The organism is Modicisalibacter sp., assembly GCF_055145905.1.
Genome location: NZ_JBSREH010000016.1, coordinates 109,666 through 134,919, shown reverse-complemented (window position 1 = coordinate 134,919; position 25,254 = coordinate 109,666). Strand labels below are relative to the sequence as shown.

The window sequence follows — 25,254 nt, the reverse complement described above, 5'->3', positions numbered from 1 at the left end:
TGTTCCTCAATCGTTCAACACGCCGCGGGCGGCTGCCAGGATGCGCTCCTGATCCGGCAGATAATCCTGCTCCCGGGCGAACAGCGGTACGATGGTGTCGAAGCCGGTAACGCGACGCACGGGTGCTTCGAGATAATAGAAAGCCTCCTCGGTCAGCCGAGCCATGATTTCGCCCGCCGGGCCGAAGGTGCGATGGGCTTCGTGAACGATCACCACCCGGCCGGTACGTCGTGCGGATTCGGCGAATCGTGAGTGATCGAGCGGCGACAGACTCAGCAGATCGATCACCTCGGCCTCAACGCCGTCCTCCTCGGCCAGGGTGTCGGCGGCTTCCAGGGCCCGATGCAGCATCGCGCCATAGCTGATCAGGGTCAGGTCATCGCCCTCACGGGCTACCCGCGATTCGCCCAGTGGCAGGGTCTCTTCCTCGTCGGGCACCTCCTCACGAAAGGCGCGGTAGACGGCCTTGGGCTCGAAGAACACCACCGGGTCCGGGTCGCGGATGGCACTGACCAGAAGCGCGCGGGCATTGCGTGGTGTCGAGGGGACGACCATCTTCAGCCCCGGGGTGTGGGCATAGAAGACTTCCTTGCTCTCGGAGTGGTGCTCCAGGGCGTGAACCCCGGCCCCGTAGGGCATGCGCAGGACCATGGGCACGGTATGTCCACCACGGGTCCGCCAGCGCATGCGCGCGGCATGGGCTTCCATCTGGTGAAAACCCTGATAGCTGAACCCCGAAAACTGCATTTCGCAGACCGGCTTGAGCCCGTTGATTGCCAGCCCCACCGAGACGCCGGTCAACGCGGTCTCCGCCACCGGCGAATCGATCACTCGCCGCTCGCCGTAACGCTCCAGCAAGCCATCGGTAATACGAAAGACCCCGCCATCGACGCCGACGTCTTCGCCGAGCACGACCACGGAGTCATCCTTTTCCATTTCCTGGGTCAGCGCCAGGTTGAGCGCATCCGCCATGTTCAGTTCGGCCATCGGTCACTCTCCTTCCTTGAGTCGATCGGCGAACGATTGCCGTTGCGATTCGAGATACTCGGGGGTTTCTGCGTAGACGTGATCGAAGATCACCTGCGAATCGCTCAGCGATTCGATACGCTCGTGGGCGCTCTCCCAGGCTTTGTCAACCTGCCCCTCGATCTCCTTCTCGAGCTTGTCGATCTGCTTGTCGCTGAGCCAGCGCTTCTTCTTGAGGTAGGTCTGCAGGCGGGCGATCGGCTCACGCCCCTGCCACTTCTCCACCTCTTCCTCGTCGCGATACTTGCTGGGATCGTCCGCGGTGGTATGCACCGTCAGCCGGTAGGTGACGCACTCGATGAGCGTTGGCCCCTCGCCGTCGCGGGCCCGCTGGGCAGCCTCCTGGACGGCGGCATAGACGGCCAGCACATCGTTGCCGTCGACCTGCAGCGAGGGAATCGCGTAGGCCAGCCCCTTCTGGGCAAGTGTCCTGGATTCGCTCTGGCGCCCGCGCGGCATCGAGATCGCCCAGTGGTTGTTCTGGCACAGAAAGATCACCGGGGTCTTGAGCACACTGGCGAAGTTCAGCGCCTCGTGGAAGTCACCCTCGGATGTTGCACCGTCACCGAAGAACGTGATGGTGACCTCATCGAGCCCACGCAGGCCGGAGGCGTAGCCGATACCCACGGCATGAGGGATCTGGGAGGCCACGGGAATGGAGATGGGGAGGTCGTGGCTGCCCTCCTCGATCGCGCCGCCTTCGCTGTAGCCCGCGTTGTAGAGCAGCAGGTTTTCCGGCGGGATGCCACGCCACAGCATGGCCGCGGTTTCCCGGAAGGCCGGCACGAACCAGTCATCACCGGAAAGAGCCGCCATGGCAGCGATCTGTGAGGCTTCCTGGCCCTTGGCTGGAGCGAAGGTGCCGATGCGTCCCTGGCGCTGCAGGGTGAGCATCCGCTCGTCGAGCCGTCGGCTAAGCAGCATCATGCGGTGAATGTCGAGCAGTGTCTGCTTGCTGATGTCCGGCTCGAGCTTGTCATCGACCCGCCCTTTCTCGTCGAGTATCGAGAGGTACTCGACGGCGTGTTCCAGCCTGACTCGCTTCCTCGGCATGACGTTCCTCCGCGGATTCCATGGGTTCCGGGTCTCGGCCGCACTCCATGCGGCCTTGAACGTCTAGTGACTGTAGAAACCCTGCCGAGGTAATGCCAATCATTACCTGGCTATCCATCTTCCCGGCCACGGCGGTCCTCGCTTTCCCGGCGCCAACAAAAACGCCCCCGCTGGCACGCGGGGGCGATCATGTACGGCTTTTCGGGGAGGCCGGCTCAGAGCTCTTCCGACGGTGCGTAGGAGCCGTCCTCGCGGTGGTCTTCCTTGCCGGTCAGCCCCGGGGTGAAGACGCAGGCCAGCACCAGGGTCTCCGAGGCACGCAACAGATGGTCGTCATGCTGGTCGAGGATGTAGATGTCGCCCGGACCGATGGGCCAGATCTTGCCGTCGGCCAGGGTCTCCACCTCACCCTTGCCCTCGATGCAGTAGACCGCCTCGAAGTGATGCTTGTAGTGGATATGGGTCTCGGTATTGGCAAAGATCCGCGTGATGTGGAACGAGCAGTTGCCGCCGTCATCGGCCAGGCTCAGACGTGTGCTGTCCCAGTTGCCGTTGGCGGCGGTAACCAGGCGATCCGTCTTGCGGGCTTCTTCGAGATTGCGAACGATCATGGTGGTGTCCCTTGTGACAAGCGATGAACAAGGCGGCCCGCAGAAGGCCGCCCGGGAATTCGGCCGTCAGGCGCAGTGTGTCAGCCGATGGCCTGCTTGGTGCTGGCTTCGAGGATATCCAGCCCCTCGATCAGGTCTTCGTCGGAAATCGTCAGCGGGCATAGGCACTTGACTACCTCGCCGCCCTGACCGCTGGTCTCGATGACCAGGCCGTTCTCGAAGGCCTTGGCGGTGATCTTGTCGGCGATGTCGCCGGTACCGACATCGATACCGCGCATCAGGCCGCGTCCCCGCTCGGAGGCCGGCACGCCCTGATCGGTCAGCCAGGCGGCGATCTTCTGGAAGCGATCCTCGACCACCCGACCCTTGCGCTGCACGTCACGCTCGAACTTGTCGTCGCTCCAGTAGCGGCGCATCGCGGCGGCGGCCGTCGTGAAGGCCAGATTGAAGCCGCGGAAGGTGCCGTTGTATTGACCCGGTTTCCATTTGTCGAGCTCAGGGCGCATCAGCACGTGCGCGAACGGCAGCCCGTAGGCGGACAGCGACTTCGAATTGGTGACGATGTCCGGCGTGATGCCGGCGTGCTCGAAGCTGAAGAACTTGCCGGTACGCCCGCAACCCGCCTGAATGTCATCGACGATCAGCAGGATGTCGTGATCACGGCAGATCTGCTCGAGACGCTTGAGCCAGTCGAGGCCGGCCACGTTGATGCCGCCCTCGCCCTGTACGGTCTCGACGATCACCGCCGCCGGCCGATCAAGACCGCTGGAGTTGTCGCCGAGCAGTTTCTCGAAGTAGCTCAGGGTGTCGTTACCCTCGCCCATGTAGCCGTCATACGGCATGAAGGCCGCGCCCTGGGTGGGGATGCCGCCGGTCGCCTCGCGGAACTTGCGATTACCGGTGGTGGCCAGCGCGCCCATGGTGACGCCGTGGAAGCCGTTGGTGAAGGTGACGATGTTGTGCCGACCCTTGGCCACCCGCGCCAGACGAATCGCCGCCTCGACCGCGTTGGTACCGGTCGGCCCCGGCAGGTGCACCTTGTACTCGAGACCACGCGGCTTGAGGATCACGTTCTCGAGAGTTTCCAGATAGTCGCGCTTGGCAGCGGTCCAGAAGTCCAGGCCGTGGACGATGCCGTCGCTGGACAGGTAGTCGAGCAGCGCCTGCTTGATGTGCGGGTTGTTGTGCCCGTAGTTCAGGGTGCCGGCGCCGGCCAGGAAATCGATGTACTCGCGACCGTCTTCATCGGTCAGGCGCGCGTTCTGCGCCTTGGTGAACACCACGGGGAAGGAACGCGAATAGGTCCGGACCTCGGATTCCATGCGTTCAAGAATCTGCGTCTGCATTGACGACCTCCAGGTCGGTAACAAGAAAACGTGAATAACAGAAGTGCGGCGACGCAAGGTGACGGAAGGAAACGGGCGCCGCCGCCGGGCTCAGATGCGCTCGGGATCGAAGGGGCCGATGCGCACCAGGTTTTCGGGATCGTGCTCGCCACCCAACTGGTCGGTGGAGAAGTATTCCCGGCTGTTGAGAGGCGCCTGCCAGCGATCGGACAGACGCTGGAAAAGCCCCCAGGACGCCTGATTGTCGGGCGTGATGGTGGTTTCCAGATGACGCACGTGAGCCATTTCGGGACGCCGCATCACGGCTTCCACCAGCCGCCGCGCGAGACCGGTGCCCCGGGCTTTCTCGCCGACGGCCACCTGCCAGAGAAAGTAGGTTTCCGGCGAATTGCGCTTGGGATAACCGGAGACGAAGCCGACGATCTCGCCTTCCTCGTTCGTGGCCACGGCACAGCTGTCACGGAACTGCGTGGCCAGCAGCAGGTAGGCGTAGGCGGAGTTGACATCAAGGGGCGGGCAGGACTTGACCAGTTCGTAGATGCCCCAGCCATCGTCGGTTGTCGGCTTGCGGATGAAGAGTGGCGTCTGCTGACTGCCGACCACGGCATCCGCGACACTGGGCTTGGCCAGTTCCGCCGAAGGCGTGAAGGATTGCGTTGTCATGGTCATGGAACGGTTCGCCGTTGCGAATTTGTTTTCAACCTTAACAGGCGTTTATGGATAAATCAAAGAAACGGTTATTGCTTTGCGCTAAGTCCATAAAGGTTGGTTATGTGCACGCGCGACGATGAAATCGCCGCAGGCGACGTTAGAGGATCCTCTTGAGTTTAGGCGGCGATACGCAGCCGTGCTAATTCGGGACGCTGAAAATGACAAGGCCGCCTCGAGGGCGGCCTTGAAAGGCAGGAACGATGGCAGTATCAGCGACGCGTCGGGGTGCGCATGGTCACGAACTCCTCGGCCCCGGTCGGGTGAATCCCTACGGTGGCGTCGAAGTCGGTCTTGCTCAGACCGGCACGCACGGCGATGGCGATGCCCTGGATCACTTCGCCGGCCTCCTCGCCGACCATGTGGGCGCCGACCACCCGATCGCTGGCATCATCCACCACCAGCTTCATCAGGCACCGCTCCTCGCTGCCCGACAACGTATGCTTCATGGGGCGGAAGTCGGCGGTGTAGACGCGGATTTCGCCGCATTCGGCACGCGCGGCTTCTTCGCTGAGCCCCACGGTGCCGATATTGGGATGACAGAACACCGCCGTGGCGATGTTGTGGTAATTGAGAGGGCCCGGCGGCTCGGTCGTGAAGTGATGCTGCACCATGTGCATTGCCTCGGCCAGCGCCACCGGCGTCAGCTCCGGCCCGCCGGTGACATCGCCCAGGGCGAGAATCGAGGGTACAGACGTCTCGTATCGCTCATTGACCTTGAGGGTGCCGTCGGGGTTGAGCGCGATATCGAAGGCATCCAGCCCCAGCCCGGCCAGGTGCGGCCGGCGGCCGGTCGCCGACAGCACGGCATCGACGATCAGCGTCTCGCCGTTGGTCAGGGTCACGGCCAGCTCGTCGCCCTGCTTTTCGACCGTCTCGATGGTGGTCTCGAAGTGCAGGTTGACACCTTTCTTGGTCATCTCGTCGCGGGTGAACTCGCGCACCTCGTGGTCGAAGCCGCGCAGGAAGAGTTCGCCCCGGTAGACCAGATGGGTGTCGCTACCCAGGCCGTTGAAGATGCTGGCGAACTCGACGGCGATGTAACCCCCGCCCAGCACCAGAAAACGCCTGGGGAATTCCTCGAGATCGAAGACGCGGTTGGAGTCGAGCACATGCTCGTTGCCGGGGAAATCGGGGATCCACGGCCAGCCGCCCACGGCCACCAGGATCTTCTCGGCAGTGAGGGTCTCGCCGTTGATCTCGACGGCGTGCTCGCCGACCACTCGGGCGCGACCATTGATCAGGCGCACCCCGGCGTTGTCGAGCAGACGCCCGTAAATGCCGTTGAGGCGCTTGATCTCCTCGATCTTGTTGTCACGCAGGGTCGCCCATTCGAAACGCGGGGCTTCCGGCAGCTGCCAGCCGAAACCGGCACTCTCCTCGAAGGCATCATGAAAGTGTGCCGCGTAGGAATAGAGTTTCTTGGGGACGCACCCGACGTTGACGCAGGTCCCGCCGAGGTAGCGATCCTCGGCGATGGCAACACGAGCGCCGGTAGCCGCGGCCGTGCGCGCTGCACGCACACCGCCTGACCCGGCACCGATGACGAACAGATCGTAATCGAATTCAGCCACGTTGATGTCTCTCTCCTGTCTGCAATGCAGGCGATGATAACAGCCGTGCCGACCACTCGGGAGGCCTGCTCCATTGACCCCTTCTATGCCGTTGATAAAAAATGCTATCTGTCGTGCGGCCTGACCATAAGGAGTTCCCTATATGAAGAACGAAATGAAACGCCTGCTGGAGCGCAACCGTGAGTGGGCCGAGAATGTCCGTCAGCAGGATCCGGATTTCTTTGCCCGCCTGTCACAGCAGCAGAACCCGGACTATCTGTGGATCGGCTGCTCCGATAGCCGTGTGCCTGCCAACCAGATTATCGACCTTCCCCCGGGTGAGGTCTTCGTCCACCGCAACGTCGGCAACGTCCTCAATCACAGCGACATGAACGCGCTGTCGGTGGTGCAGTTCGCCGTCGACGTGCTCGAAGTCAAGCACATCATGGTCGTCGGCCACTACGGCTGCGGCGGCGTCAAGGCCTCGATCACCGGCGGCGAGTTCGGCATTGTCGACTACTGGCTGCACCCGATCCGCGCCCTCTACAGCCAGCATCGCGAGGCCCTGCAGGACCTGCCGCTCGAGGAACAGGTCGACCGCATGTGTGAACTCAACGTCCAGGCGCAGGTTGCCAACCTCTGCCAGACCAAGATCATCCAGCGTGCCTGGCTGCGCGGCCAGCGGCTGGCCGTCCACGGCTGGGTCTACGGCCTGAGCGACGGCCGCGTCACCGATCTCGACTGCACCATCGAGGGGCTCGACCAGGTCGAGCAGCTGTACCGCGTCGACCGGGTCGAGCCGCTGCCCAGCGACGACTGAGTCTCATCCCGAACAACGGCAAGACAAACGGGGCGTCGCGGCAATCGCGATGGCCCGTTTGCGTATCCCCCCTTCCCGATTCTCCCCTGAATTTCTCCGGCCGGGACGGCGCATATACGCCCCGCGCATGAGACCTGTCAGTTTTTCGATTGTGCCCGACGCCCGGCCTCCCTATGTTGGATGATGGACCCAAGGGTCAAACAACAAACAATCAGCCATTCATGGGTTACTACATGACATTCAAGAAAACGCTGCTTGCCACCCTGATCGGCGCCTCGCTGACGCTGCCGATGGCCGCCCTCGCCCAGGACGTCACTGGCGACGGCAAAGACGTCAACCTGCGCGTCGCCTACGATGCCGACCCGGTATCGCTGGACATCCACGAGCAGTTGTCCGGCGGCATCCTGCAACTGTCACACCTGGTCTTCGACCCGCTGGTCCGCTGGACCCAGGACTTTACCTTCGAACCGCGCCTGGCCACTGACTGGAAACAGATCGACGACACCACCATGCGCCTGCATCTGCGACAGGGCGTCACGTTCCACAGCGGCAACCCCTTCACCGCCAAGGATGTCGTCTGGACGGTGAATCGCCTCAAGCGCAGCCCGGACTTCAAGGCGATCTTCGAGCCCATCGAAAGCGTCGACGCCGTCGACGACTACACCGTCGACATTCACACCAAGCGCCCCTACCCGCTGCTGCTCAACCTTTCCACCTACATTTTCCCGATGGACAGCGAGTTCTACTCCGGCACCACGGAAAACGGCAAGGACAAGGGCGAGATCGTCAAGAACGGCAACTCCTTCGCCTCGCGGCACGAGTCCGGCACCGGGCCGTATCGGGTCACCGCCCGGCAGCAGGGCGTGAAGGTCGAGTTCGAGCGCTTCGACGACTACTGGGACAAGGATTCCCCGGGCAACGTCGATCACATCGTCATGACACCGATCAGCGAGAACGCTACCCGTGTGGCCGCGCTGCTCTCCGGCGATGTCGACTTCATCGCCCCGGTGCCGCCCAACGATCTGGAGCGGGTGCGCGCCGACAAGAACGTCAAGCTGGTCACCATGTCCGGCACGCGGATCATCACCCTGCAGATGAACCAGAAGCGCGTCGACGCCTTCAAGGATGCCCGAGTCAGGAAGGCCATCGCCTACGCCGTCAACCAGGAGGCGATCGCCGACCGCCTGATGAAGGGCTTTGCCACTCCGGCCGCCCAGCTCTCGCCCAAGGGCTACTCGGGCCACAACCCGGACCTCAAGCCGCGCTATGACCTGGAAAAGGCCAAGCAGCTGATGAAGGAAGCCGGCTACGAAGACGGCTTCAGCATCACCATGATGGCGCCCAACAACCGCTACGTGAACGACGCCCAGATCGCCCAGGCGGTGGCGGCCATGCTGGCGCGCATCAACATCAAGGTCGATCTCAAGACCCTGCCCAAGGCCCAGTACTGGGGCGAGTTCGACGATCGTGCCGCGGACATCATGATGATTGGCTGGCACGCCGACACCGAGGACTCGGCCAACTTCTACCAGTACCTGACCGAGTGCCCGAACCCCGATACCGGGGCCGGCCAGTACAACAGCGGCAACTACTGCAACCCGGAACTCGACAAGCTGGTCGAGAAGGCCAACCTCGAGACCGATCGCGACAAGCGCGCCAAGATGCTGCAGGCCGTGGAAAAGGGGCTCTACGATGATGCCGCCTTCATTCCGCTGCACTGGCAGGATCTGGCCTGGGCCGCCAAGAACAAGGTGCAGATCGAGCCGGTGCTCAATGTCATGAACTTCCCCTACCTGGGTGATGTGGTCGTCGAGCAGAACTGACGCGCGACCGCGGCGACGGTGTGGCTTGAGCCCGCCGTCGCCGGCCACCCGTTTCCAAAGCCACGGAAAGCGTCTCGACACCCCTTCGGGGGTGTCGATGGCGGCTTTCGTATCCAACAGGGCCGCAATCCATGATTGCCTTTCTGATCAAGCGACTCTTTCACGCCCTGCTGGTGATGTTCGTCATCAGCGTGGTCAGCTTTGCCATTCAGGACAACCTGGGCGATCCCATCCAGCAGATGGTCGGGCAGTCGGTGCCCGAGAGCGAGCGCGCTGAACTGCGCGAGGAACTGGGTCTCAACGACCCCTTCCTGGTGCAGTACCTGCGCTTCGCCGAGAACGCCCTGCACTTCGACTTCGGCTATTCGTACTTCTACAACGAGCCGACCACCGACGTGATCATGCGTCACCTGCCCGCCACGCTGGAGCTGGTCTTCGCGACCACCCTGCTGATCATCCTGCTGTCGGTGCCGATCGGGGTCTACAGCGCCATCCGACCACGGTCCTGGCTGTCGCGACTGTTCATGGGGGTGTCGATCGTCGGCATTTCCATACCGGTGTTCCTCACCGCCATCGTGCTGATCCAGATATTCGCCATCGGCATTCACGTTTCGCTGTTTCCGGCCGACACCGCCTGGGGCGCCTGGCTCAACGGCCTGCTGTCCACCAGCGGGGGCATGCCCGCCTACGGCCGGGGCGACGTGACCCATGTCTTCGGCACCTGGGATACCAACTTCGCCTCGCTTAACGGGCTCACCTACCTGGTGCTGCCGGCGATCTCGCTGGCCTCGATCATGCTGCCGCTGTTCATCCGGCTGATCCGCGCCGAGATGATGGAGGTCCTGCAGTCCGAATACATCAAGTTCGCCAAGGCCAAGGGCATCAGCATGCGGCGCATCTACTTCCTGCACGCCCTGAAGAACACCATGCTACCGGTGATCACCGTCGGCGGCGTGCAGATCGGCACGCTGGTCGCCTACACCATTCTCACCGAAACGGTCTTCCAGTGGCCGGGCGTGGGACTGATGTTCCTCGACGCCATCCAGCGCTCCGACATTCCACTGATCGTCACCTATCTGATGGTGGTCGGCCTGATCTTCGTCATCACCAACACGGTCGTCGACCTGATCTACGGTCTCGTCAACCCCACCGTGAAACTCACAGGTAAGCCCGCATGACGACTTCTGCTTCCGCGGCGCCCTCGCGCTGGGCGCGCTTCCGTGACTCCTATCTGGTCTACAGCTTCAAGCGTGACCTGATCGCCCAAGTCTGCCTGGTGACCTTCCTGGGCATGGTGCTGGCCGCCGTGCTGGCGCCCTGGCTGGCGCCGATGAATCCCTACGACCTGGCCCAGATCGACATCCTCGCCTCCGAACTGCCGCCGTTCTGGATCGACGGCAGCGACCCCACCTACGTGCTGGGTACCGACGCCCAGGGCCGTGACCTGCTATCGACGATCCTCTACGGCGCCCGCGTGTCGCTGGTCATCGGCTTCGGCGCGGTCATCCTCCAGGCAATGCTGGGCGTCACCTTCGGGTTGCTCGCCGGCTACCTCGGCGGCCGCGTGGATGCTTTCCTGATGCGCCTGGCGGACATCCAGCTGTCGTTCTCCACCCTGATGGTGGCGATCATCGTCGGCGCGGTGATCAAGGCCACCTTCGGCGGGGCCATCTACAGCGAGTATGCAGTAATCATCCTGGTGTTGATCATCGGCCTGGCCGAATGGCCGCAGTACGCGCGTACCGTGCGCGCCTCGGTGCTCGCCGAGCGCAGCAAGGAATACGTCGATGCCGCGCGGGTGATGGGCTTTCGCGCCAAACGGATCATGTTCCGACACATCCTGCCCAACACCCTGTCGCCGATCTTCGTCATCTCCACCGTGCAGATCGCCAACGCCATCATCTCCGAGGCCGCGCTGTCATTCCTCGGCCTGGGCATGCCGGAGACCCAGCCCTCGCTGGGCTCGCTGATCAAGTCGGGCTTCGACTACCTGCAATCCGGCTCCTGGTGGATCACCCTGATTCCCGGCGCGGTGCTGGTGGTGCTGGTGCTGGTCATCAACCTGCTGGGTGACTGGCTGCGTGACGTCATGAACCCGAGACTCTACAAGGGCTGAACCGCATGGCTTTACTCGATGTTTCCAATCTCGACGTGCGCTTCGCCCTGCGTCAGGGCGAGGTCAAGGCGCTACGCGACGTCAGCTTCACCCTGGACCGCGGCGAGCGCCTGGGCATCGTGGGCGAATCCGGCGCCGGCAAGTCGGTGGCCGCCTTCACCCTGCTCAACCTGATCGCCAAGCCGGGCTACATCGCCGGTGGCAGCATCCGTTTCGACGGCCAGGAGCTGACCACCATGAAGCCCCGCCAGCTTCAGCAGATTCGCGGCAACAAGATCTCGATGATCTTCCAGGACCCGATGATGACGCTCAACCCGGTGCTGACTATCGGCGAGCAGATGGTCGAGTGCCTCAAGGCACACCGGCGCATCCGCACCCGGGCCGCTCGCGAGATCGCGCTCAACAAGCTGCGCCAGGTGCCCATCCCCTCGCCGGAAAAGCGCCTCGATCAGTACCCGCACGAACTCTCCGGCGGCATGCGTCAGCGCATCATCATTGCCATCGCGCTGTTGCTCGACCCGGACATCATCGTCGCCGACGAGCCGACCACGGCGCTGGACGTGACCATCCAGGCGGAGATCATGTCGCTGCTGCTGGAACTGTGCGAGAAGCACAACGTGGCGCTAGTGCTGATCACCCACGACCTGGGGGTGGTCAGCCAGGTGACCCAGCGCACCCTGGTGATGTACGCCGGCCGAGTGATCGAGCAGGGCCCGACCCGCGAGATCATCAACGATGCCCAGCATCCCTATACCCAGGGGTTGATCAACGCTCTGCCCCAGATGGCCACACCGGGCAGCCGGCTCAATCAGATTCCCGGCGCAATGCCGACACTGTCGCGGATTCCTTCCGGCTGCGCCTTCCATCCACGCTGCAGCTTCGCGTTCAACGATGACGGTTCGCCGCGCCGGGACTGCCGGGAAGTGATCCCGGGCTTCGTTCGCTCGGGCAACTGCGACGTGGCTTGCCACATGGTCCGCGATCTGGTCGAGAACAATTCGGACGCCCGAGACCCCGTCGAATTCCAGGAGGCCCCATGACTCAGGTGATGGCCAAGACCGCGCCGCAGGCCACCTCGGCGCAGGCGGGCGACACGCTCGTCGAGATCCGCGACCTCGAGAAGCACTTTCCGCTGTCCGGCGACTTCCTCGAACAACTGCGCTTCAAGGGCGGCAAGCTGGTGCGCCGCCAGGAATTCGTCCACGCCATCAACGGCGTCGACATCGACGTCCGGCGCGGCGAGTCGCTGTGCGTGGTGGGTGAATCCGGCTGCGGCAAGTCGACGGTAGCACGCATGGTGATGGGGCTTTTGCACCCCACCGGCGGCGAGATCCGCTATGACGGTCAACGCATCGACAACCTCTCGCCGCGCCAGTTGCTGCCCTATCGGCGGCGTATGCAGATGATCTTCCAGAATCCGTACGCATCGCTGAACCCGCGCATGACCATCCAGCAGACGCTGGAGGAGCCGCTGCGCTTTCATCACCCGGACTGGAAGACACCGCAGATTCGCGACAAGGTCGCCGAGGTCATGGATTCGGTGGGCATCGACCCCGAATGGGGCAAACGCTTCGGCCACGAGTTCTCCGGCGGCCAGCGTCAACGCATCGCCATCGCTCGTGCCCTGGCCGTCGATCCCGAGTTCATCGTCGCCGACGAACCCATCTCGGCGCTCGACGTGTCGATCCAGGCACAGGTCCTCAACCTGCTGATGGACGCCCAGGAGACCCATCACCTCACCTACCTGTTCATCACCCACGACCTGGCGGTGGTCGAGCACTTCGGCACGCGGGTGGTGGTGATGTACCTGGGCCGGGTCTGCGAGGTCGCCGAAACCCGCACGCTGTTCTCGACGCCCCGCCATCCCTACACCCAGGCCCTGCTGTCGGCCATTCCCCGCCTGGAGGACGACCGTCCGGACTACATCCGCCTCGAGGGTGAAGTGCCCACACCGGTCAACCTCCCTTCCGGCTGCGTCTTCCACGGCCGCTGTCCGCATGCCAACGAGCGCTGCCGCCGCGAGGTGCCCCAGCTCATCGCGGCCGAAAGCACCCAGGTCGCCTGTCATGCCGTCGAGGAGGGACGGCTCTGACGACGCGTTGATGGCACGGTTCCCGGTGCATGCCACAATGCCGACGCCACCCCGAGCTTCCGGGGTGGCGTCGGCATGGCCGGATACGCCGTCGTCGACGCCCGAGGATCACCGGTAGACGAGGTACTGGATGGAGATTCGCTGGTTGGAGGACTTCATCGCGCTGGCGCATACCCGGCACTTTTCGCGGGCCGCCGAAGCGCAGAACGTCACTCAGCCGACCTTCTCGCGCCGGATCAAGCTGCTCGAGGAAGAGATGGGCACCACCCTGGTCAACCGCCAGACACTGCCCCTGTCACTGACTCCCGCCGGCGAGGAGTTCCTGCGCCTTTGCGAACAGATCACCGAGCGGGTGCGTCTATCGCGCGAGCGCATCCAGCAGATCGCCGACGACCAGGCACGCCGTATCGTCGTGGCCGCACCCCAGAGCCTGCTGTCCTACGTGCTGCCCGAGTGGCTGGCGCACCACGACCTGACCCGGCGCGTGGAGCCTTACCTGCGTGCCACCAGCTGGCTGCTGGTGGATTACTTCCAGGCACTGGAACGCGATGAGTGTGATCTGGCGCTCTGCTACTGGCCCCGGGATCGGGTGGCGCTGGACATCGACCTCAATGGCCACGAGCACCTGGAAATCGGCACGGAAACCCTGGTGCCCGTCTGCGCGCCCGACGACACCGGTTTTCCGCGCTTTGCGCTGCCGGGGCAGCGTCGCCACCCGCTGCCGTGCATCGCCTATCACCCCCGGGGGCTGATTCATCGCGTGATCGAGGCCCATCTGACGCGGCTTTCCCAGGCCGCTCACCTGGTCACGCTCAACGAAAACGTGCAAACCGCCAACATCAAGGAACTGGTCGCCCTCGGCTATGGCCTCGGCTGGCTTCCCTGGCGCGCCGCCCGACGCTCGCTGGAAAGCGGCGAGCTGGTGCGCGCCGGCGACGAGCGCTGGGACGTACCGCTGACGATTCGCCTCTTTCGCAATCGCCATAACACGCATCCCGGCCTCGACGCCCTCTGGCACCAGTTACAGGAGACCCGCCATGACCCGAACCCCAGTGCGTAACGACCGCCACGCGGCCCATCTCGATGCCCTCGAGCGCGCCTATGCCGATATTCTGGCCGGCCACGGCTATGACGCTGTACTGCTCTACAGCGGCCATCCGCACACTTTCTTCGCCGACGACCAACAGGCCAGTTTCGCCACCTTCGGCCACTTCCTGCACTGGGTGCCACTGCCCGGCATCCAGCACAGCTGGCTGCGGATACGCCCCGGCGATACACCGCTCCTGCGCTTTCACGCACCGAAGGACTTCTGGCATCTCGCCCCCGAGCCGCCCACAGCGGCCTGGACGCAGCACTTTGCCATCGAGCCGACGGCCGAGACGGCGCCGCCGGCTACCGGTGGCGGGCGGATCGCCCTGCTCGGCGAGGTGGAGCCCTCGCTGGCCCGCGAACTCGGCGCCGAGCTCAACCCGCCCGCCCTGCTCGCCGCCCTCGACGAGCTACGTCTGCGCAAGAGCCCCTACGAGATCGATCGCTTGCGCGATGCCAACCGGCTGGCGCTGGCCGGTCACCGGGCGGCGCGGGACGCCTTCGAGGCCGGCGGCGCCGAACTGGATATCCAGCTCGCCTATCTCGCGGCCAGCCGCCAGCGGGAGTCCGACGTGCCCTACCAGAACATCGTCGGCATCAACGCGCATGCCGGCGTCCTCCACTACCAGCATTACGATCTCGAGCCGCCGACGCGACAGCTCAGCCTGCTGGTGGATGCCGGGCGCCGCGACGCCGGCTACTGCGCCGACATCACCCGCACCTGGGCCGGCCGTGATGCCGACTCGCGCTTCGCGGCGCTGATCGAGGGCGTCACGCACCTGCAGCAGTCCCTGATGGGTGCGATCGCCCCCGGTATCGCCTTTCCCGACCTGCATCAGCGCATGCATGAGCTTCTGGGTGAATTGCTCGCCGATCAAGGGCTGGTGCACTGCAGTGCCGCCTCCGCCGTCGAGCGCGGCATCACCCGCGCCTTCTGCCCGCACGGACTGGGGCACTCTCTCGGCCTGCAGGTGCATGACGTGGGCGGGCGCCGCGATGCGAACGGACGTTACCTTCCGCCGCCCGACCAGGACCCGGCTCTGCGACTGACCCGCCCCCTGGAAGCCGGCATGGTCGTGACCGTGGAACCCGGCCTCTACGGCATTCCCATGCTGCTGGAACCCTTGCGGGAAACGACCGCCGGGCGCGATATCGACTGGGATGCCGTCGCCAGTCTCTGTGCGCATGGCGGTATCCGCATCGAGGACAACGTGGTCGTGACCGCGACCGGTACCGACAACCTCACGCGGGAAACATGACCGCCATGCACTTGTCAGCCTCCCGCGGCAGAATATGCTGGTAAAAAGAAAACCGCCTGCCGAGACAGTCATGCCACGCAACATCGTACCGGCCGACTTCGTGGCCGCCCCTGGGCTGCGCAACCGGCACGTGCAGACCCTGCTGCCACGCTGCCGGCCCCTGATGCGCCTCGAACGGGACACCGAAATCGTCGATCTGCCCGACGGCGACTTCGTCGAGCTGGCCTGGGTGCAACCGGCGCCGGCCCGGCCGGATGCGCCGATCTTTCTGCTGTTCCATGGCCTTGAAGGTTCCTTCGATTCGCCCTATGCCCGCGACCTGCTCGCCACCGCCAGCCGGCTGGGACACCGCGCAGTGATGATGCACTTCCGCGGCTGCGGCCAGGCGCCCAATCGGCTGGCACGGGCCTATCACAGTGGCGACACGGCGGATGCCTACTGGGTGATCGGCCAGCTGGCAAAGCGCTACCCGCAGGCCGTCAAGATCGCGGCCGGTGTCTCGTTGGGTGGCAATATGCTGGTCAAACTGGTGGCCGAGCAAGGCGGTGACGGCCTCGACCTCGCCGGTGCCATCGCCATCAGCGCCCCGCTCGACCTGGCGGCCAGTGCCGATGCGCTCAATCGCGGCTTCTCACGTATCTACCAGCGTCACCTGCTGGATGCCTTGAAACGCAAGGTCACGCTCAAGATGGCTACCGGTCTGTTACCGAGCATGACGGCAGCTCAGCTTCGCCAGCTGGATACGTTCTGGGCCTACGACAACGAGGTTACCGCCCCGCTGCACGGTTTCAGCTCGGCCAGCGATTATTATCGCCGTGCTTCGGCCGGCAGATTGCTGGGCGACGTCGAACTGCCGTTGCTGGTGCTGCACGCGGCCGACGACCCCTTCATGCCGCCGGACCTGTTCGAACGCCTGCCGTCACCCAGTGACGCCGTGCGTGTCGAGATTGCCCGTCATGGCGGGCATGTGGGTTTCGTCGAGACGCACCGGTGGCGTATGGGTACCTGGCTGACGCGCCGGGTGGCGCGCCAGCTGAGCGTCTGGGCCGGCGTGCCGCAATCGACGGCTGACGCGGAAAGCATCAGCCGATCGGGCAGCTGACCCCTGTTCCCTTGAGGCCGCAATAGCCGCCCGGATTCTTGGCCAGATATTGTTGGTGGTATTCCTCGGCGTAATAAAAGTGCTCCAACGGTGCAACTTCAGTAGTAATTGGCGCCATTCGAGCTCCTTCCAATGCTGCCTGGTATCGGTTGCAACTATCTCTCACGATATTTTTTTGAAGAGAGGTAACGGTATAAATCGCAGAGCGATACTGGCTACCCACGTCATTGCCCTGACGCATCCCCTGAGTCGGGTCGTGGGCTTCCCAGAAGACCTGTAGCAGCTCGGGCAGGCCGATTTCGGTAGGGTCGAAGACCACGCGCACGACTTCCGCATGCCCGGTCCGGCCCGTACAGGTTTCCTCGTAGGTCGGGTTGGGCGTATAGCCACCGGCGTAACCCGCCGCCGTGACATACACACCGGGCAATTCCCAGAACAGGCGCTCCGCTCCCCAGAAACACCCCAGGCCCAGCACGATCTCCTCGAGCCCTTCCGGAAAAGGCGGTAGCATCGAGCGGCCGTTGACATAATGCACGCCGCTGATCGAGAGCGGCTCGTCGCGTCCGGGCAGCGCCTCGTCGGGCGTCGGCATGCGCTGTTTGTCACTCATCCACATGGAGTCTGTCTCTCTTGCTATCGAATGTTGCTCGTTCTTCGGCCTGCCCCTGCGGAAGCCGGCGCTCGTTCGGCGACTGCTGCGCCCCGATACTGGATGACCCGCGCCGCGCCGATCATCCGGAAGCCCTGATGCGTGCCCGCTTCTGCGGCTTCGTCACGGGCGACGCCGATTTCCTGCATGCGACCTGGGACCCCGCACAGCGGCCGGCACGAGCCACGCTGGGCGAACCCGGCCCCCGCTGGTGCCGCCTCGACGTGGCGCACAGCCATGCCGAGGGCGGCCAGGGTGAAGTGCGTTTCACCGCACTCGGTCGGGAGTCGGGCCACTTCTTCACCCTGAGCGAGGCCAGCCGCTTCCGCTTCGACGCCGCCTGCGCGCACTGGCTCTACGTGGACGGCGACGCGACCTGGCAGCGGCTCGACACAGGCCGCAACGCCCCCTGCCCCTGCGGCAGCGGCCTCAAGGCGAAGCGTTGCTGCGCCCGAGACTGAAGGAGTAGATCAGGTCCACCGCCTGGGCCGCCCCGGAAACCGCCTCCACATACAGGTTCTGCCACAACTGGTAACGCAGTGTCAGTTCGGCGATCGGCGAAAAGATGCCCACACCATAACTGACCTCCAGGTTATCGAACAGATAGCCGCTGACCACAACCTGGCTGTCCTCGCCACTTCCGGCCGTGTCCACGCTCAGGTCCTGCACGCCGAAGGCCTGGCCCAGCTGCCCGATGGCCCCACCGGTACGCGACAGCGACAGACCGATCAGCGCCGAGGTCAGGGCACCGTCCCCGCCTCCCGTGTCGTCGGGGGCACGCCCGCGCAGCAGGTAGGAAAGCGCCCGGCTCTCCGCCATCGCCGGCTCCGAGAACACACTCAGGTCCGGTTGCGCGGCCGGGCCGGTGACCCGCAGCCCGGCGATCACGCCATCCTGGGTGGTGTCGGGGTTGCGGATCGCCTCGAACTGCAGCCGGGGCTCCGAGGCCGGGCCGCTGAACAGCACCTTCCCCTGACGAATCACCAGATCCTGGCCGAAGGCGCTGTAGCGCCCGTCCAGCAGATTGACGTCTCCGAACAACTGTACCGGCCCATTACCCTGGCGAACCTGTAAATCACCACGCAGCGAGGCCGTGAGCCCATAGGCTTCGAGCTTCACATCCGGGCCGATATGCAGGTCCACCCGAACGTCCAGCTGCATGCCGACCCGGGAAAGGGCCTGGGCGGTCGCCTCGCTGGCGGCATCGGCTCCCTTTCGTGCGGCCCGGCGTGCCTGCTCCCGAGCCCGGGCATCGTCCTCGCGGGTGATGACCACCTCGTCGCTGCTCGGCGAGACGGCCGAGGGCGGAATCTTGCCGACCTCCAGGCGTGCCCAAGGGATGGTGACATCGCCCCGCACCTGCAGACGTTGCGGGGTCGCCTGGATTCGCAGGTCCGGCGCGACATCCAGCCGCCCGAACTCCGGCATCGCCAGCCGCAGCGGCGCCTTCACGGCACTCAGCGAGACATCGGCACGCCATTGATCCAGACTCGGCCAGCCCACCTGGCCGGACAGCGTCAGCCGCCCCTTGTCCCCCGCCACGAAGCCGTCCAGATCGGCCGTGTGCCCGGAAACGCGCACTCCGACTCGGCCGTCCGTCACGCTCAGCGGCAGATTGCGCCCGCTGGCCCGGAGATCGGCGAGCGTCAACTGGCCGTCCAGTGATGGGTTGGCCAGCGCCCCCGACAACGCCAGCTGCCCATCGAGGCGCCCCTCGAGTGCCTGGAGGCTGGTGACCAGCGGCTGGTAAGGTGCCAGCCGCCAGCCATCCAGCGCCAGCTTCCCGGAAAGCGCGGCCTCGCCGGCCGGGTCGGTGATGCGAGCCTGCAGGTCGAGCCGTCCTGCCTCGCCGACATTACCTTTCAGAGTCACATCCGCAGTCGCTGGCGATGCCGATAGCGACAGGGCCAGTTCCGTGGACGGCAGGGACCAGGGCTGGCCGTAGGCATTCTGGCCGTCCAGGCTCACCCGGCCGTCCAGGTCCGCGTCGGCATTCCATTGCTGACCGCCCCGAGACCAGGCGAGCCCCAGCGTGCCATCCAGCTGACCGCCGGTCGCCCAGCCATCGGGCAGCGCCGCATTGGCCATATCCAGCGGCAGGGCCTGCAGGGAGAGTGCCACCCGCCCGTCGCTGGCGCCGGCCTCCACGGGACGCGTGGCACACAGCCGTCCGCCCTCCCGGCGCGAGAGGCAGAAGGGCTGCAGCTGCACCTTTTGCGCGTTGAGATCGACGCTCAGCGCCGTGGCTTGCGCCAGCTGCAGATTGGCCTGGTCGGTTTCGAGACTCAGGGCCTCGAGCCGACCGCGATAGGCATCGCGGGCGGCGTTGAGCCCGCCGGTGAGCGCCAGCTGCGCCCGGGACATCGGCATGCCCGGGGCGGCGTTCACGGTCACTGCCAGGCGATGATCGGAAAGCCGTCCCTTCAGGCTGGCCTCGGCTTGGGTCAATTGCTGCCCCGCCGCACGCACATCGGATACCCGAAGGGCCACATCCATGTCGGGGTCCTCGACGCCGCTGACCCGGGCGTCCAGCGACAGCTCGGCGATTCGATTGTCGGCGAAGCGCAGGCCGTTGCCGGTCAGCGTTGCATCGACTTGGGGCTTCTTCATCGTGCCCCCCAGGGACAGCTGGCCGCTGGCCTGCCCCCCCAGACTCGGCAGCAGGGACTCCAGCGCCGGTGCGTCCAGCCGGCCCTGCAGATCCAGGGTATCGGCGATGGTCCCCTCGGCAGTCAGGCGATTCCGGCCCTGGCGCAGATCCAGGGTGTCGATGCGCCAGTGCATCCCGCTGTCGCCCTGCAGTACGGCCTGGAGCGACAAGGGACGCTGCTGCAGGCTGCCGTCCACGGCCAGCTTCGGCACCGTCAGGGACCACCCCCCGTCCGCCATGGCGAAGTGTGCCTGCGCCTGGCCGTTCAGGGAGCCCTCGACCGCCGGAGTCAGCAGCCCCGGGTTGAAGCGACTCAGATCGAGCCGGGCCGTCACGTCCAGCGCCGGCGACCAGCGCACCTCGCCCCGACTGACCAGCGAGCCGCCGTTGGCGGCCAGCGACAGCGGCAGCCAGTTGAACCGCTCGCTGTCGCCATGGCCGGTCAAGCCGACCTGGACGGTGTCCGGCAGGTCGCGGCCGGACACCTGGCCCTGGAGTGCCACCCGGTAGTCACTGAGCTGCCCCGCGGCCTTGAGGGTCAGATCACGCACCCGATACTGCGGCGCCGGGCTCTTGTCCGCGGCGGCATCCGGCAGGGGCCAGGCCAGCGAAGACGCCGTCAGGGTGGCATCGAAGGGCAGCTCGGGCGCCAGCACATTGGCGGCGGCCTCGAGCCGGGCCGAGACCGGGCCGTCGGCGGCGAGTGTCGCCTTCAGGGCACTCAGCGACCCCCGTGCCTGGAGCTCGACATGCTGCCCGGTCAGCGGCGCCTGATGCAGCGTGCCTGTCAGGTGCGCATTCAGCGGATAGTCGCCCTGCAGCCGGACCTGCGCCGTCAACTCGGCATCGGCCTGCGGAGCCTTCAGCGTCAGATGCTCGAGAGTCACTCGATGCTCCTGGCCTTCCAGGCTGAGTGACAGGCGATCGATACGCCGCGGTTCGGCGCCCTCGAGCCGGAAGTCGCGCACGACCAGTTCGGGGATGCGGATCGGCAGTGGCAGCTGGATGTCCGGCAGCTTGCGCGACTGTGGCTTATCGGCACTGGCGGGCCCGTTGCCGGAAACCGCGACGGACGTGCCGCTGGCAACGTCGCTTCCCCCCGCCTCCCGAGTCTCGGGCGCCCTTGCGTCCGGCGTGGATGCGTCCGGCGTGGACGACGCCACCTCGGCCCGGGAGATGGACAGTGCCCGGCTCGCCTCGACGGCCGCCGGGGACAGGGCGCCACCGCTCCGGGTGCCGGCCGGCGGCACGCTGGCCTTGCCCGCGCTGGGCAGGCGCAGGCGCGCCCCGGCCAGCTCGGTGGGCTTCAGTGTCAGGGCCTGCCGGTCGAGCCGCGCTCCGGTATGAAGCTGCTGCCAGCTCAGATGGGTTCCATCCGCCAGCTGCAGGGCGACGTCATCCAGGGCCAGCTCGCGCACCTCGACGGGAAACGGCACCACGATCGGCGGCAGGCCACCGGAGCCGGAGGCCGCCGGCGGTGGCGCCGCCTCGCCGGGCTGCAGCCGGATGTCGGCCCCCTCGATCTGCAGGGTGTCGAGGCACAGCTGGCCCTTCAGCAGGCAGTCATCGGCCCAGGCCAGATGCAGGCGCTGGATGGCGACATTCGCCGGACCGGCCGTCAGGTGCAGGCCGCGCAGGGTGAAATCGTCCAGCGGCGCACCGGTGACGGAGTCGTAGCTCAGCCAGTCACGCTGCTGGCCCTGATCGAGCAGCCATGCCGTGCCCCAGGGCGACAGCGCCAGACCCAGCAGCAGCAACAGCAGTCCCAGCAACCACAGCGGCAACCAGACCAGCAGGCGCAGCAGGCCCGTCAGAACTCGGGCCCGATGGCGAAGTGCAGACGCCACGAAGACTCCTTGTCATCGAAGGGGTGAGCGATATCCAGGCGGATCGGCCCGACCGGGGACACCCAGCGGATTCCCAGCCCCGCCCCGGTGGCGAGATCCTGCGGCCACCAGGTGTCGAAGGCATTGCCGGTATCGACGAAGGCGGCGCCCCACCAGTTGCCGGTCAGGCGGCGCTGCGCCTCGACGCTGGCCACGAACAGCTGCTGCCCCCCCACCAGGTCGCCGTCGGCGTTGGTCGGCGCCAGGCTCTCGTAGGCATAGCCCCGCACGCTGCGATCACCGCCGGTGAAGAAGCGCAGCGACGGCGGAATCTTGTCGAAGTCCGGGGTGCTCATGGCACCCAGGCTGGTGCGTCCGATGAAGCGATAGTCACTGCCCAGCGAGCGGATCCACTGGGAGTCGAGGGTCGCACGCAGGAAGCTGGCATCCGACCCCCAGGCGGTGTTGGATGCCGCCAGCGACAACCGTTGCCGATCGCCCCAGGTGGGAAAACGCGGGTTGCGGGTCCGTGTACGACTCCAGCTCACCCCGGGATAGTAGAGCAGCACCTGATTCTTCTGGTTGGCCTGGCGGAAGTCCTCGTAGGTGGCGTGCACGAAGACCCGCTGGGTCCAGTCGTTGTCGAAGGTCCAGCGCCGCGCCAGCTCCACGGACGCCTCCAGGCTCCGGGTGTCCTGGTTGTCCATGTTCTTCAGGCCGTACTGCAGCTCGTAGCTGTCACGCCGCGGATCCTCCAGCGGCATGGTGTAGGTGCCGCTGAAGGTCTGCTCGGGAGCCGACAGGTAAAGCGCGTGATCGAGACTGTCGCCGTCCGCGTTGATCCACGGCTGCTTCCAGGAGAACTGTGTGCGCGGCCCGACATCGGTCGCATAGCCGATCCCGATCTCGAACTGATGGCGATCGGCCGGAATCACGTTGACATCGACCGGCACCCGCGGCGGTCCCTCGGTGCCCACGCCACGCGCCGCGACGATGGCACCGGCCGACAGCAGCGGTTCGCTGCCGGACGCCTCGGCCTCGCCATCAACCGACCGGTGATCCACGGCCTCCCACCAGCCGCGATGGGCCAGCGCCACGGGCTGGGCGCGCTCGATCTGCGGGCGCACACCGATGCTGCGAAACCACCCCGTCTGCCCCAGGCGCTGGTTGTATTCGGCCAGGCTGTCCGCCAGGTACGGCTCGCCGGTGGCGAAGGGCAGCAGGTTGATCAGCCGCTCCTGGCCGATCTGGCTGCCGCTGAAGCGGATGTCGCCGAAACGGTAGCGGGACCCGCTGTCGAAGGTCAGGTAGATGCGAGCACTGTGCTGCCAGGGCCGCACCTCGATGCGATGGCGGGTGAAGGTGGCATCGAAATAGCCCCGCTGCAGCGCCAGGGTCGACAGGCGGCTGCGCAGTCCCTCGTAGGGCGCATGGCGCAACGGGTCCCCTTCATGCAGCGGAAACGCCTCGAGCGCCTGGGTGAAGGCCTTGTCGTTGCGGGCGTCGCCGGTGATCGACACCTCGAGATGCTGGATGATCACCGGCTTGCCGGGGGAAACCTCGATGCGGGCGCGTTCCACGTCGGGCTTGCCCTCCAGGATCACCTGAAAGGACGGTGAATAGTAGCCATAGGCCTTGAGCGCCTTGGCAGCACGCTGCTTGATATCGTGGCTCAGGCGATCCCGGCTGTAGTCGCCCGCGGTCATGGACGCCAGGTAGTGACGAATGTTGTCGGCCGGCTCCCCGTCGATGCCCGTCACCCGGGCATCCAGCGCCAGGACCGAGGTGCTCCAGACGAGCGCCACGGCCGCCCCGTACAGGGCCAGTCGCGGATAGCGCATGAGATCAGGCCTCCCTTGCCGGCGACCGGTCATCCTGCCCCGGGACGAACGACGCATCAACCACCACGCAATGCCTCGAGCGAGGCACTCAGGGCCACCTGATTCTGGCGCAGCTCGGTCAAGGAAGCACGCAGGTCATCCATCTGCGAGGCCAGCTTGTCGAGCCGGGATTGCCGGGCCTGTGCCGACTGGGCCAGCGAATCCAGGCGCCCGGCCAGGGTATCGAGCCGGCCCGCGGCGCTGTCCTGGGAGCGCTTCAGGGTGTCCAGGCGCTCGGCCACGGTCTGGCGTGCCGTCTCCAGGCTGGACAGCCGTGTGGCCAGGGCCTGGCGCGCGGTGCCGCTCTGCTGTTCCAGCGCGGTCATCGAGCGCTGCACGGCATTCAGGGTATCGGCCAGCGTCGCGCGCTGCTGGTCGGCGTCGTCGAGACGCCGGTTCACGGCGTCCAGAGAAGCGCGGTCCGGCGTGCGTTCATCTAGACTCTTCAGGGTCGACGTCATTTCATCCAGCCGGTCACGCAGCTTGGCGCGCCCGTCGTCGATCGATGCCATGCGTTTCTCGAAGGTGGCAGTGGACACGCCCTGACTGTCATCGAGGCTGTCGAGGCGCGCATGCAGATTGGACACCTGGCCGCCCAGTTCACGCTGACTCGCCTGCCAGGCCTGACGATCCAGCCAGTAGCGGCCGGCCAGGGCCGCCAGCCCGACCAGCAGCAGCAGGCACAGCAGCCACAACGGCCAGGTCCGGGCCCGGCGGCCGACGGCGGCGCGATGACGGGGGCTGAGCTCATCTTCCGGACCCGGCACGATGGGGGCGGTCAGACGGGGTTCTTGATCATGATCCGCCATGCGGTCTCCTCGTCGGTTGGGGGCGCGCCACCATGGCCGGCGCCGGTGTCCGTCAATCCCGAGTGGCGTCATCGGAATTGGCGAGCATACCCCAGGCTGCTAATATGATGCGACAACACTTAACGCAGATGCTTGGTATTGTAAGGTTTTTTATCAAGGTCTGTATTCCACGGTGATTCAAGAAAGGAGTTGACCATGGCATTCGAACTTCCCGCTCTGCCTTACGAGAAGAACGCGCTGGAACCGCACATCTCCGCGGAAACCCTCGAGTACCACTACGGCAAGCACCATCAGGCCTATGTCACCAAGCTGAACGACATGACCAAGGGCACCGATGACGAGAACAAGTCGCTCGAGGAGATCGTCAAGTCTGCCTCCGGCGGTCTGTTCAACCAGGCGGCCCAGGTGTGGAACCACACCTTCTACTGGCACTGCCTGTCTCCAAACGGCGGCGGTGAGCCGAGCGGCGCCCTGGCCGAGGCCATCAACGCCAAGTTCGGCTCCTTCGACAAGTTCAAGGAAGCGTTCAACACCAAGGCGGCCGGCAACTTCGGTTCCGGCTGGACTTGGCTGATCAAGACCGCCGACGGCGGTGTCGACATCGTCAACACCGACGACGCCGACACCCCGATCGCCCACGGCCAGACGCCGCTGCTGACCATCGATGTCTGGGAGCACGCCTACTACATCGACTACCGCAACGCGCGTCCGAAGTACCTCGACGCCGTGTGGAACATCCTCAACTGGGACTTCGTCGCCCAGAACTTCGGCTGATCACGACGCATCGGCCCCGCCCGGCCATCGCGGCCGGGCCCCGAAACCAGCAGCGCCCCGCAATGCGG

General features: G+C 65.5%; 21 protein-coding genes and 1 pseudogene. 12 read left to right on the top strand and 10 right to left on the bottom strand.

The window, feature by feature from the left end:
• Nucleotides 1-6: 6 nt before the first annotated feature.
• The 6 genes from ACTCB7_RS06165 to gorA form a co-directional block, all read right to left on the bottom strand.
• Nucleotides 7-987 (bottom strand): alpha-ketoacid dehydrogenase subunit beta, encoded by a 981-nt coding sequence (locus tag ACTCB7_RS06165; RefSeq protein ID WP_463005957.1) that lies wholly within the window; start codon nt 985-987, stop codon nt 7-9.
• A gap of 3 nt (nt 988-990) precedes the next feature.
• Nucleotides 991-2,079: a pyruvate dehydrogenase (acetyl-transferring) E1 component subunit alpha gene (gene pdhA / locus ACTCB7_RS06160; protein WP_463005956.1), complete on the bottom strand. Its 1,089-nt coding sequence runs from the start codon at nt 2,077-2,079 to the stop codon at nt 991-993.
• A gap of 215 nt (nt 2,080-2,294) precedes the next feature.
• Nucleotides 2,295-2,690, bottom strand: a complete 396-nt coding sequence (locus ACTCB7_RS06155; RefSeq protein WP_463005955.1) for an ectoine synthase — start codon at nt 2,688-2,690, stop codon at nt 2,295-2,297.
• Nucleotides 2,691-2,770: 80 nt separating this feature from the next.
• Entirely contained in the window at nt 2,771-4,036 is a 1,266-nt protein-coding gene (gene ectB / locus ACTCB7_RS06150; protein ID WP_463005954.1) for a diaminobutyrate--2-oxoglutarate transaminase, read from the bottom strand.
• A 90-nt stretch (nt 4,037-4,126) separates the two neighbouring features.
• Nucleotides 4,127-4,705, bottom strand: coding sequence for a diaminobutyrate acetyltransferase (ectA, locus tag ACTCB7_RS06145; protein ID WP_463005953.1), 579 nt, complete (start codon nt 4,703-4,705; stop codon nt 4,127-4,129).
• A 251-nt stretch (nt 4,706-4,956) separates the two neighbouring features.
• A complete protein-coding gene (gene gorA, locus ACTCB7_RS06140) occupies nt 4,957-6,318 on the bottom strand; it encodes a glutathione-disulfide reductase (protein ID WP_463005952.1) in 1,362 nt (453 codons plus the stop codon).
• Nucleotides 6,319-6,460: 142 nt separating this feature from the next.
• Between gorA and can the strand changes: the two genes are divergently transcribed.
• The 9 genes from can (at nt 6,461) to ACTCB7_RS06095 (ending at nt 16,598) form a co-directional block, all read left to right on the top strand.
• Nucleotides 6,461-7,117: a carbonate dehydratase gene (gene can / locus ACTCB7_RS06135; RefSeq protein ID WP_463005951.1), complete on the top strand. Its 657-nt coding sequence runs from the start codon at nt 6,461-6,463 to the stop codon at nt 7,115-7,117.
• A 233-nt stretch (nt 7,118-7,350) separates the two neighbouring features.
• Entirely contained in the window at nt 7,351-8,940 is a 1,590-nt protein-coding gene (locus ACTCB7_RS06130; RefSeq protein ID WP_463005950.1) for an ABC transporter substrate-binding protein, read from the top strand.
• A gap of 131 nt (nt 8,941-9,071) precedes the next feature.
• On the top strand, nt 9,072-10,118 hold the full coding sequence (locus ACTCB7_RS06125; protein WP_463005949.1) for an ABC transporter permease: 1,047 nt from the start codon (nt 9,072-9,074) through the stop codon (nt 10,116-10,118).
• Nucleotides 10,115-11,056 carry an ABC transporter permease gene (locus tag ACTCB7_RS06120; RefSeq protein ID WP_463005948.1) on the top strand — a complete coding sequence of 314 codons (942 nt, stop codon included), beginning with the start codon at nt 10,115-10,117 and terminating at the stop codon, nt 11,054-11,056. Before ACTCB7_RS06125 ends, ACTCB7_RS06120 begins: the two co-directional genes overlap by 4 nt.
• 5 nt (nt 11,057-11,061) lie before the next feature.
• Entirely contained in the window at nt 11,062-12,096 is a 1,035-nt protein-coding gene (locus ACTCB7_RS06115) for an ABC transporter ATP-binding protein (protein ID WP_463005947.1), read from the top strand.
• Complete coding sequence (locus ACTCB7_RS06110; protein WP_463005946.1) at nt 12,093-13,148, top strand: ABC transporter ATP-binding protein; 1,056 nt, start codon at nt 12,093-12,095, stop codon at nt 13,146-13,148. Before ACTCB7_RS06115 ends, ACTCB7_RS06110 begins: the two co-directional genes overlap by 4 nt.
• A gap of 130 nt (nt 13,149-13,278) precedes the next feature.
• Nucleotides 13,279-14,208, top strand: a complete 930-nt coding sequence (locus ACTCB7_RS06105) for a LysR family transcriptional regulator (RefSeq protein ID WP_463005945.1) — start codon at nt 13,279-13,281, stop codon at nt 14,206-14,208.
• The gene (gene pepQ, locus ACTCB7_RS06100) at nt 14,186-15,496 is read left to right on the top strand and encodes a Xaa-Pro dipeptidase (protein WP_463005944.1); all 1,311 of its coding nucleotides are present in this window, start codon (nt 14,186-14,188) and stop codon (nt 15,494-15,496) included. Before ACTCB7_RS06105 ends, pepQ begins: the two co-directional genes overlap by 23 nt.
• Nucleotides 15,497-15,566: 70 nt before the next feature.
• Nucleotides 15,567-16,598, top strand: a complete 1,032-nt coding sequence (locus ACTCB7_RS06095; protein ID WP_463005943.1) for a hydrolase — start codon at nt 15,567-15,569, stop codon at nt 16,596-16,598.
• Here ACTCB7_RS06095 and msrA read toward each other — a convergent pair.
• Complete coding sequence (msrA, locus tag ACTCB7_RS06090) at nt 16,579-17,214, bottom strand: peptide-methionine (S)-S-oxide reductase MsrA (RefSeq protein ID WP_463005942.1); 636 nt, start codon at nt 17,212-17,214, stop codon at nt 16,579-16,581. The genes ACTCB7_RS06095 and msrA overlap by 20 nt on opposite strands.
• Before the next feature lie 14 nt (nt 17,215-17,228).
• Here msrA and ACTCB7_RS06085 point away from each other — a divergent pair.
• Together ACTCB7_RS06085 and ACTCB7_RS06080 are read left to right on the top strand one after the other, a co-directional pair.
• Nucleotides 17,229-17,303, top strand: a pseudogene (locus ACTCB7_RS06085) (SEC-C metal-binding domain-containing protein); the annotation flags it as partial.
• Nucleotides 17,304-17,345: 42 nt separating this feature from the next.
• Nucleotides 17,346-17,708, top strand: a complete 363-nt coding sequence (locus ACTCB7_RS06080) for a YchJ family metal-binding protein (RefSeq protein ID WP_463006021.1) — start codon at nt 17,346-17,348, stop codon at nt 17,706-17,708.
• Here ACTCB7_RS06080 and tamB read toward each other — a convergent pair.
• Genes tamB through ACTCB7_RS06065 form a run of 3 tightly spaced genes read right to left on the bottom strand, consistent with a single transcriptional unit; the run spans nt 17,677 to nt 24,412 of the window.
• On the bottom strand, nt 17,677-21,744 hold the full coding sequence (gene tamB, locus ACTCB7_RS06075) for an autotransporter assembly complex protein TamB (RefSeq protein WP_463005941.1): 4,068 nt from the start codon (nt 21,742-21,744) through the stop codon (nt 17,677-17,679). The genes ACTCB7_RS06080 and tamB overlap by 32 nt on opposite strands.
• The gene (gene tamA, locus ACTCB7_RS06070) at nt 21,708-23,564 is read right to left on the bottom strand and encodes an autotransporter assembly complex protein TamA (protein ID WP_463005940.1); all 1,857 of its coding nucleotides are present in this window, start codon (nt 23,562-23,564) and stop codon (nt 21,708-21,710) included. The genes tamB and tamA overlap by 37 nt, the downstream gene beginning before the upstream one ends.
• A 56-nt stretch (nt 23,565-23,620) precedes the next feature.
• Nucleotides 23,621-24,412 (bottom strand): hypothetical protein, encoded by a 792-nt coding sequence (locus ACTCB7_RS06065; RefSeq protein ID WP_463005939.1) that lies wholly within the window; start codon nt 24,410-24,412, stop codon nt 23,621-23,623.
• 195 nt (nt 24,413-24,607) lie between these two features.
• On the opposite strand from ACTCB7_RS06065, the gene ACTCB7_RS06060 reads away from it, so the two are divergent.
• A complete protein-coding gene (locus ACTCB7_RS06060) occupies nt 24,608-25,186 on the top strand; it encodes a superoxide dismutase (RefSeq protein WP_224414946.1) in 579 nt (192 codons plus the stop codon).
• The last annotated feature ends 68 nt before the right edge of the window (nt 25,187-25,254 follow it).

What these genes read in the sequence shown, in the direction of transcription:
- ACTCB7_RS06110 (WP_463005946.1), top strand. Translation starts at nt 12,093, where the DNA reads ATGACTCAGGTGATGGCCAAGACCGCGCCGCAGGCCACCTCGGCGCAG.
- ACTCB7_RS06080 (WP_463006021.1), top strand. Translation starts at nt 17,346, where the DNA reads ATGCGTGCCCGCTTCTGCGGCTTCGTCACGGGCGACGCCGATTTCCTG.
- ACTCB7_RS06105 (WP_463005945.1), top strand. Translation starts at nt 13,279, where the DNA reads ATGGAGATTCGCTGGTTGGAGGACTTCATCGCGCTGGCGCATACCCGG.
- ACTCB7_RS06065 (WP_463005939.1), bottom strand. Translation starts at nt 24,412, where the DNA reads ATGGCGGATCATGATCAAGAACCCCGTCTGACCGCCCCCATCGTGCCG.
- tamA (WP_463005940.1), bottom strand. Translation starts at nt 23,564, where the DNA reads ATGCGCTATCCGCGACTGGCCCTGTACGGGGCGGCCGTGGCGCTCGTC.
- ACTCB7_RS06115 (WP_463005947.1), top strand. Translation starts at nt 11,062, where the DNA reads ATGGCTTTACTCGATGTTTCCAATCTCGACGTGCGCTTCGCCCTGCGT.
- msrA (WP_463005942.1), bottom strand. Translation starts at nt 17,214, where the DNA reads ATGTGGATGAGTGACAAACAGCGCATGCCGACGCCCGACGAGGCGCTG.
- ACTCB7_RS06155 (WP_463005955.1), bottom strand. Translation starts at nt 2,690, where the DNA reads ATGATCGTTCGCAATCTCGAAGAAGCCCGCAAGACGGATCGCCTGGTT.
- ectA (WP_463005953.1), bottom strand. Translation starts at nt 4,705, where the DNA reads ATGACCATGACAACGCAATCCTTCACGCCTTCGGCGGAACTGGCCAAG.
- pdhA (WP_463005956.1), bottom strand. Translation starts at nt 2,079, where the DNA reads ATGCCGAGGAAGCGAGTCAGGCTGGAACACGCCGTCGAGTACCTCTCG.
- ACTCB7_RS06125 (WP_463005949.1), top strand. Translation starts at nt 9,072, where the DNA reads ATGATTGCCTTTCTGATCAAGCGACTCTTTCACGCCCTGCTGGTGATG.
- ACTCB7_RS06060 (WP_224414946.1), top strand. Translation starts at nt 24,608, where the DNA reads ATGGCATTCGAACTTCCCGCTCTGCCTTACGAGAAGAACGCGCTGGAA.
- ACTCB7_RS06130 (WP_463005950.1), top strand. Translation starts at nt 7,351, where the DNA reads ATGACATTCAAGAAAACGCTGCTTGCCACCCTGATCGGCGCCTCGCTG.
- ACTCB7_RS06165 (WP_463005957.1), bottom strand. Translation starts at nt 987, where the DNA reads ATGGCCGAACTGAACATGGCGGATGCGCTCAACCTGGCGCTGACCCAG.
- pepQ (WP_463005944.1), top strand. Translation starts at nt 14,186, where the DNA reads ATGACCCGAACCCCAGTGCGTAACGACCGCCACGCGGCCCATCTCGAT.
- can (WP_463005951.1), top strand. Translation starts at nt 6,461, where the DNA reads ATGAAGAACGAAATGAAACGCCTGCTGGAGCGCAACCGTGAGTGGGCC.
- ectB (WP_463005954.1), bottom strand. Translation starts at nt 4,036, where the DNA reads ATGCAGACGCAGATTCTTGAACGCATGGAATCCGAGGTCCGGACCTAT.
- ACTCB7_RS06095 (WP_463005943.1), top strand. Translation starts at nt 15,567, where the DNA reads ATGCCACGCAACATCGTACCGGCCGACTTCGTGGCCGCCCCTGGGCTG.
- ACTCB7_RS06120 (WP_463005948.1), top strand. Translation starts at nt 10,115, where the DNA reads ATGACGACTTCTGCTTCCGCGGCGCCCTCGCGCTGGGCGCGCTTCCGT.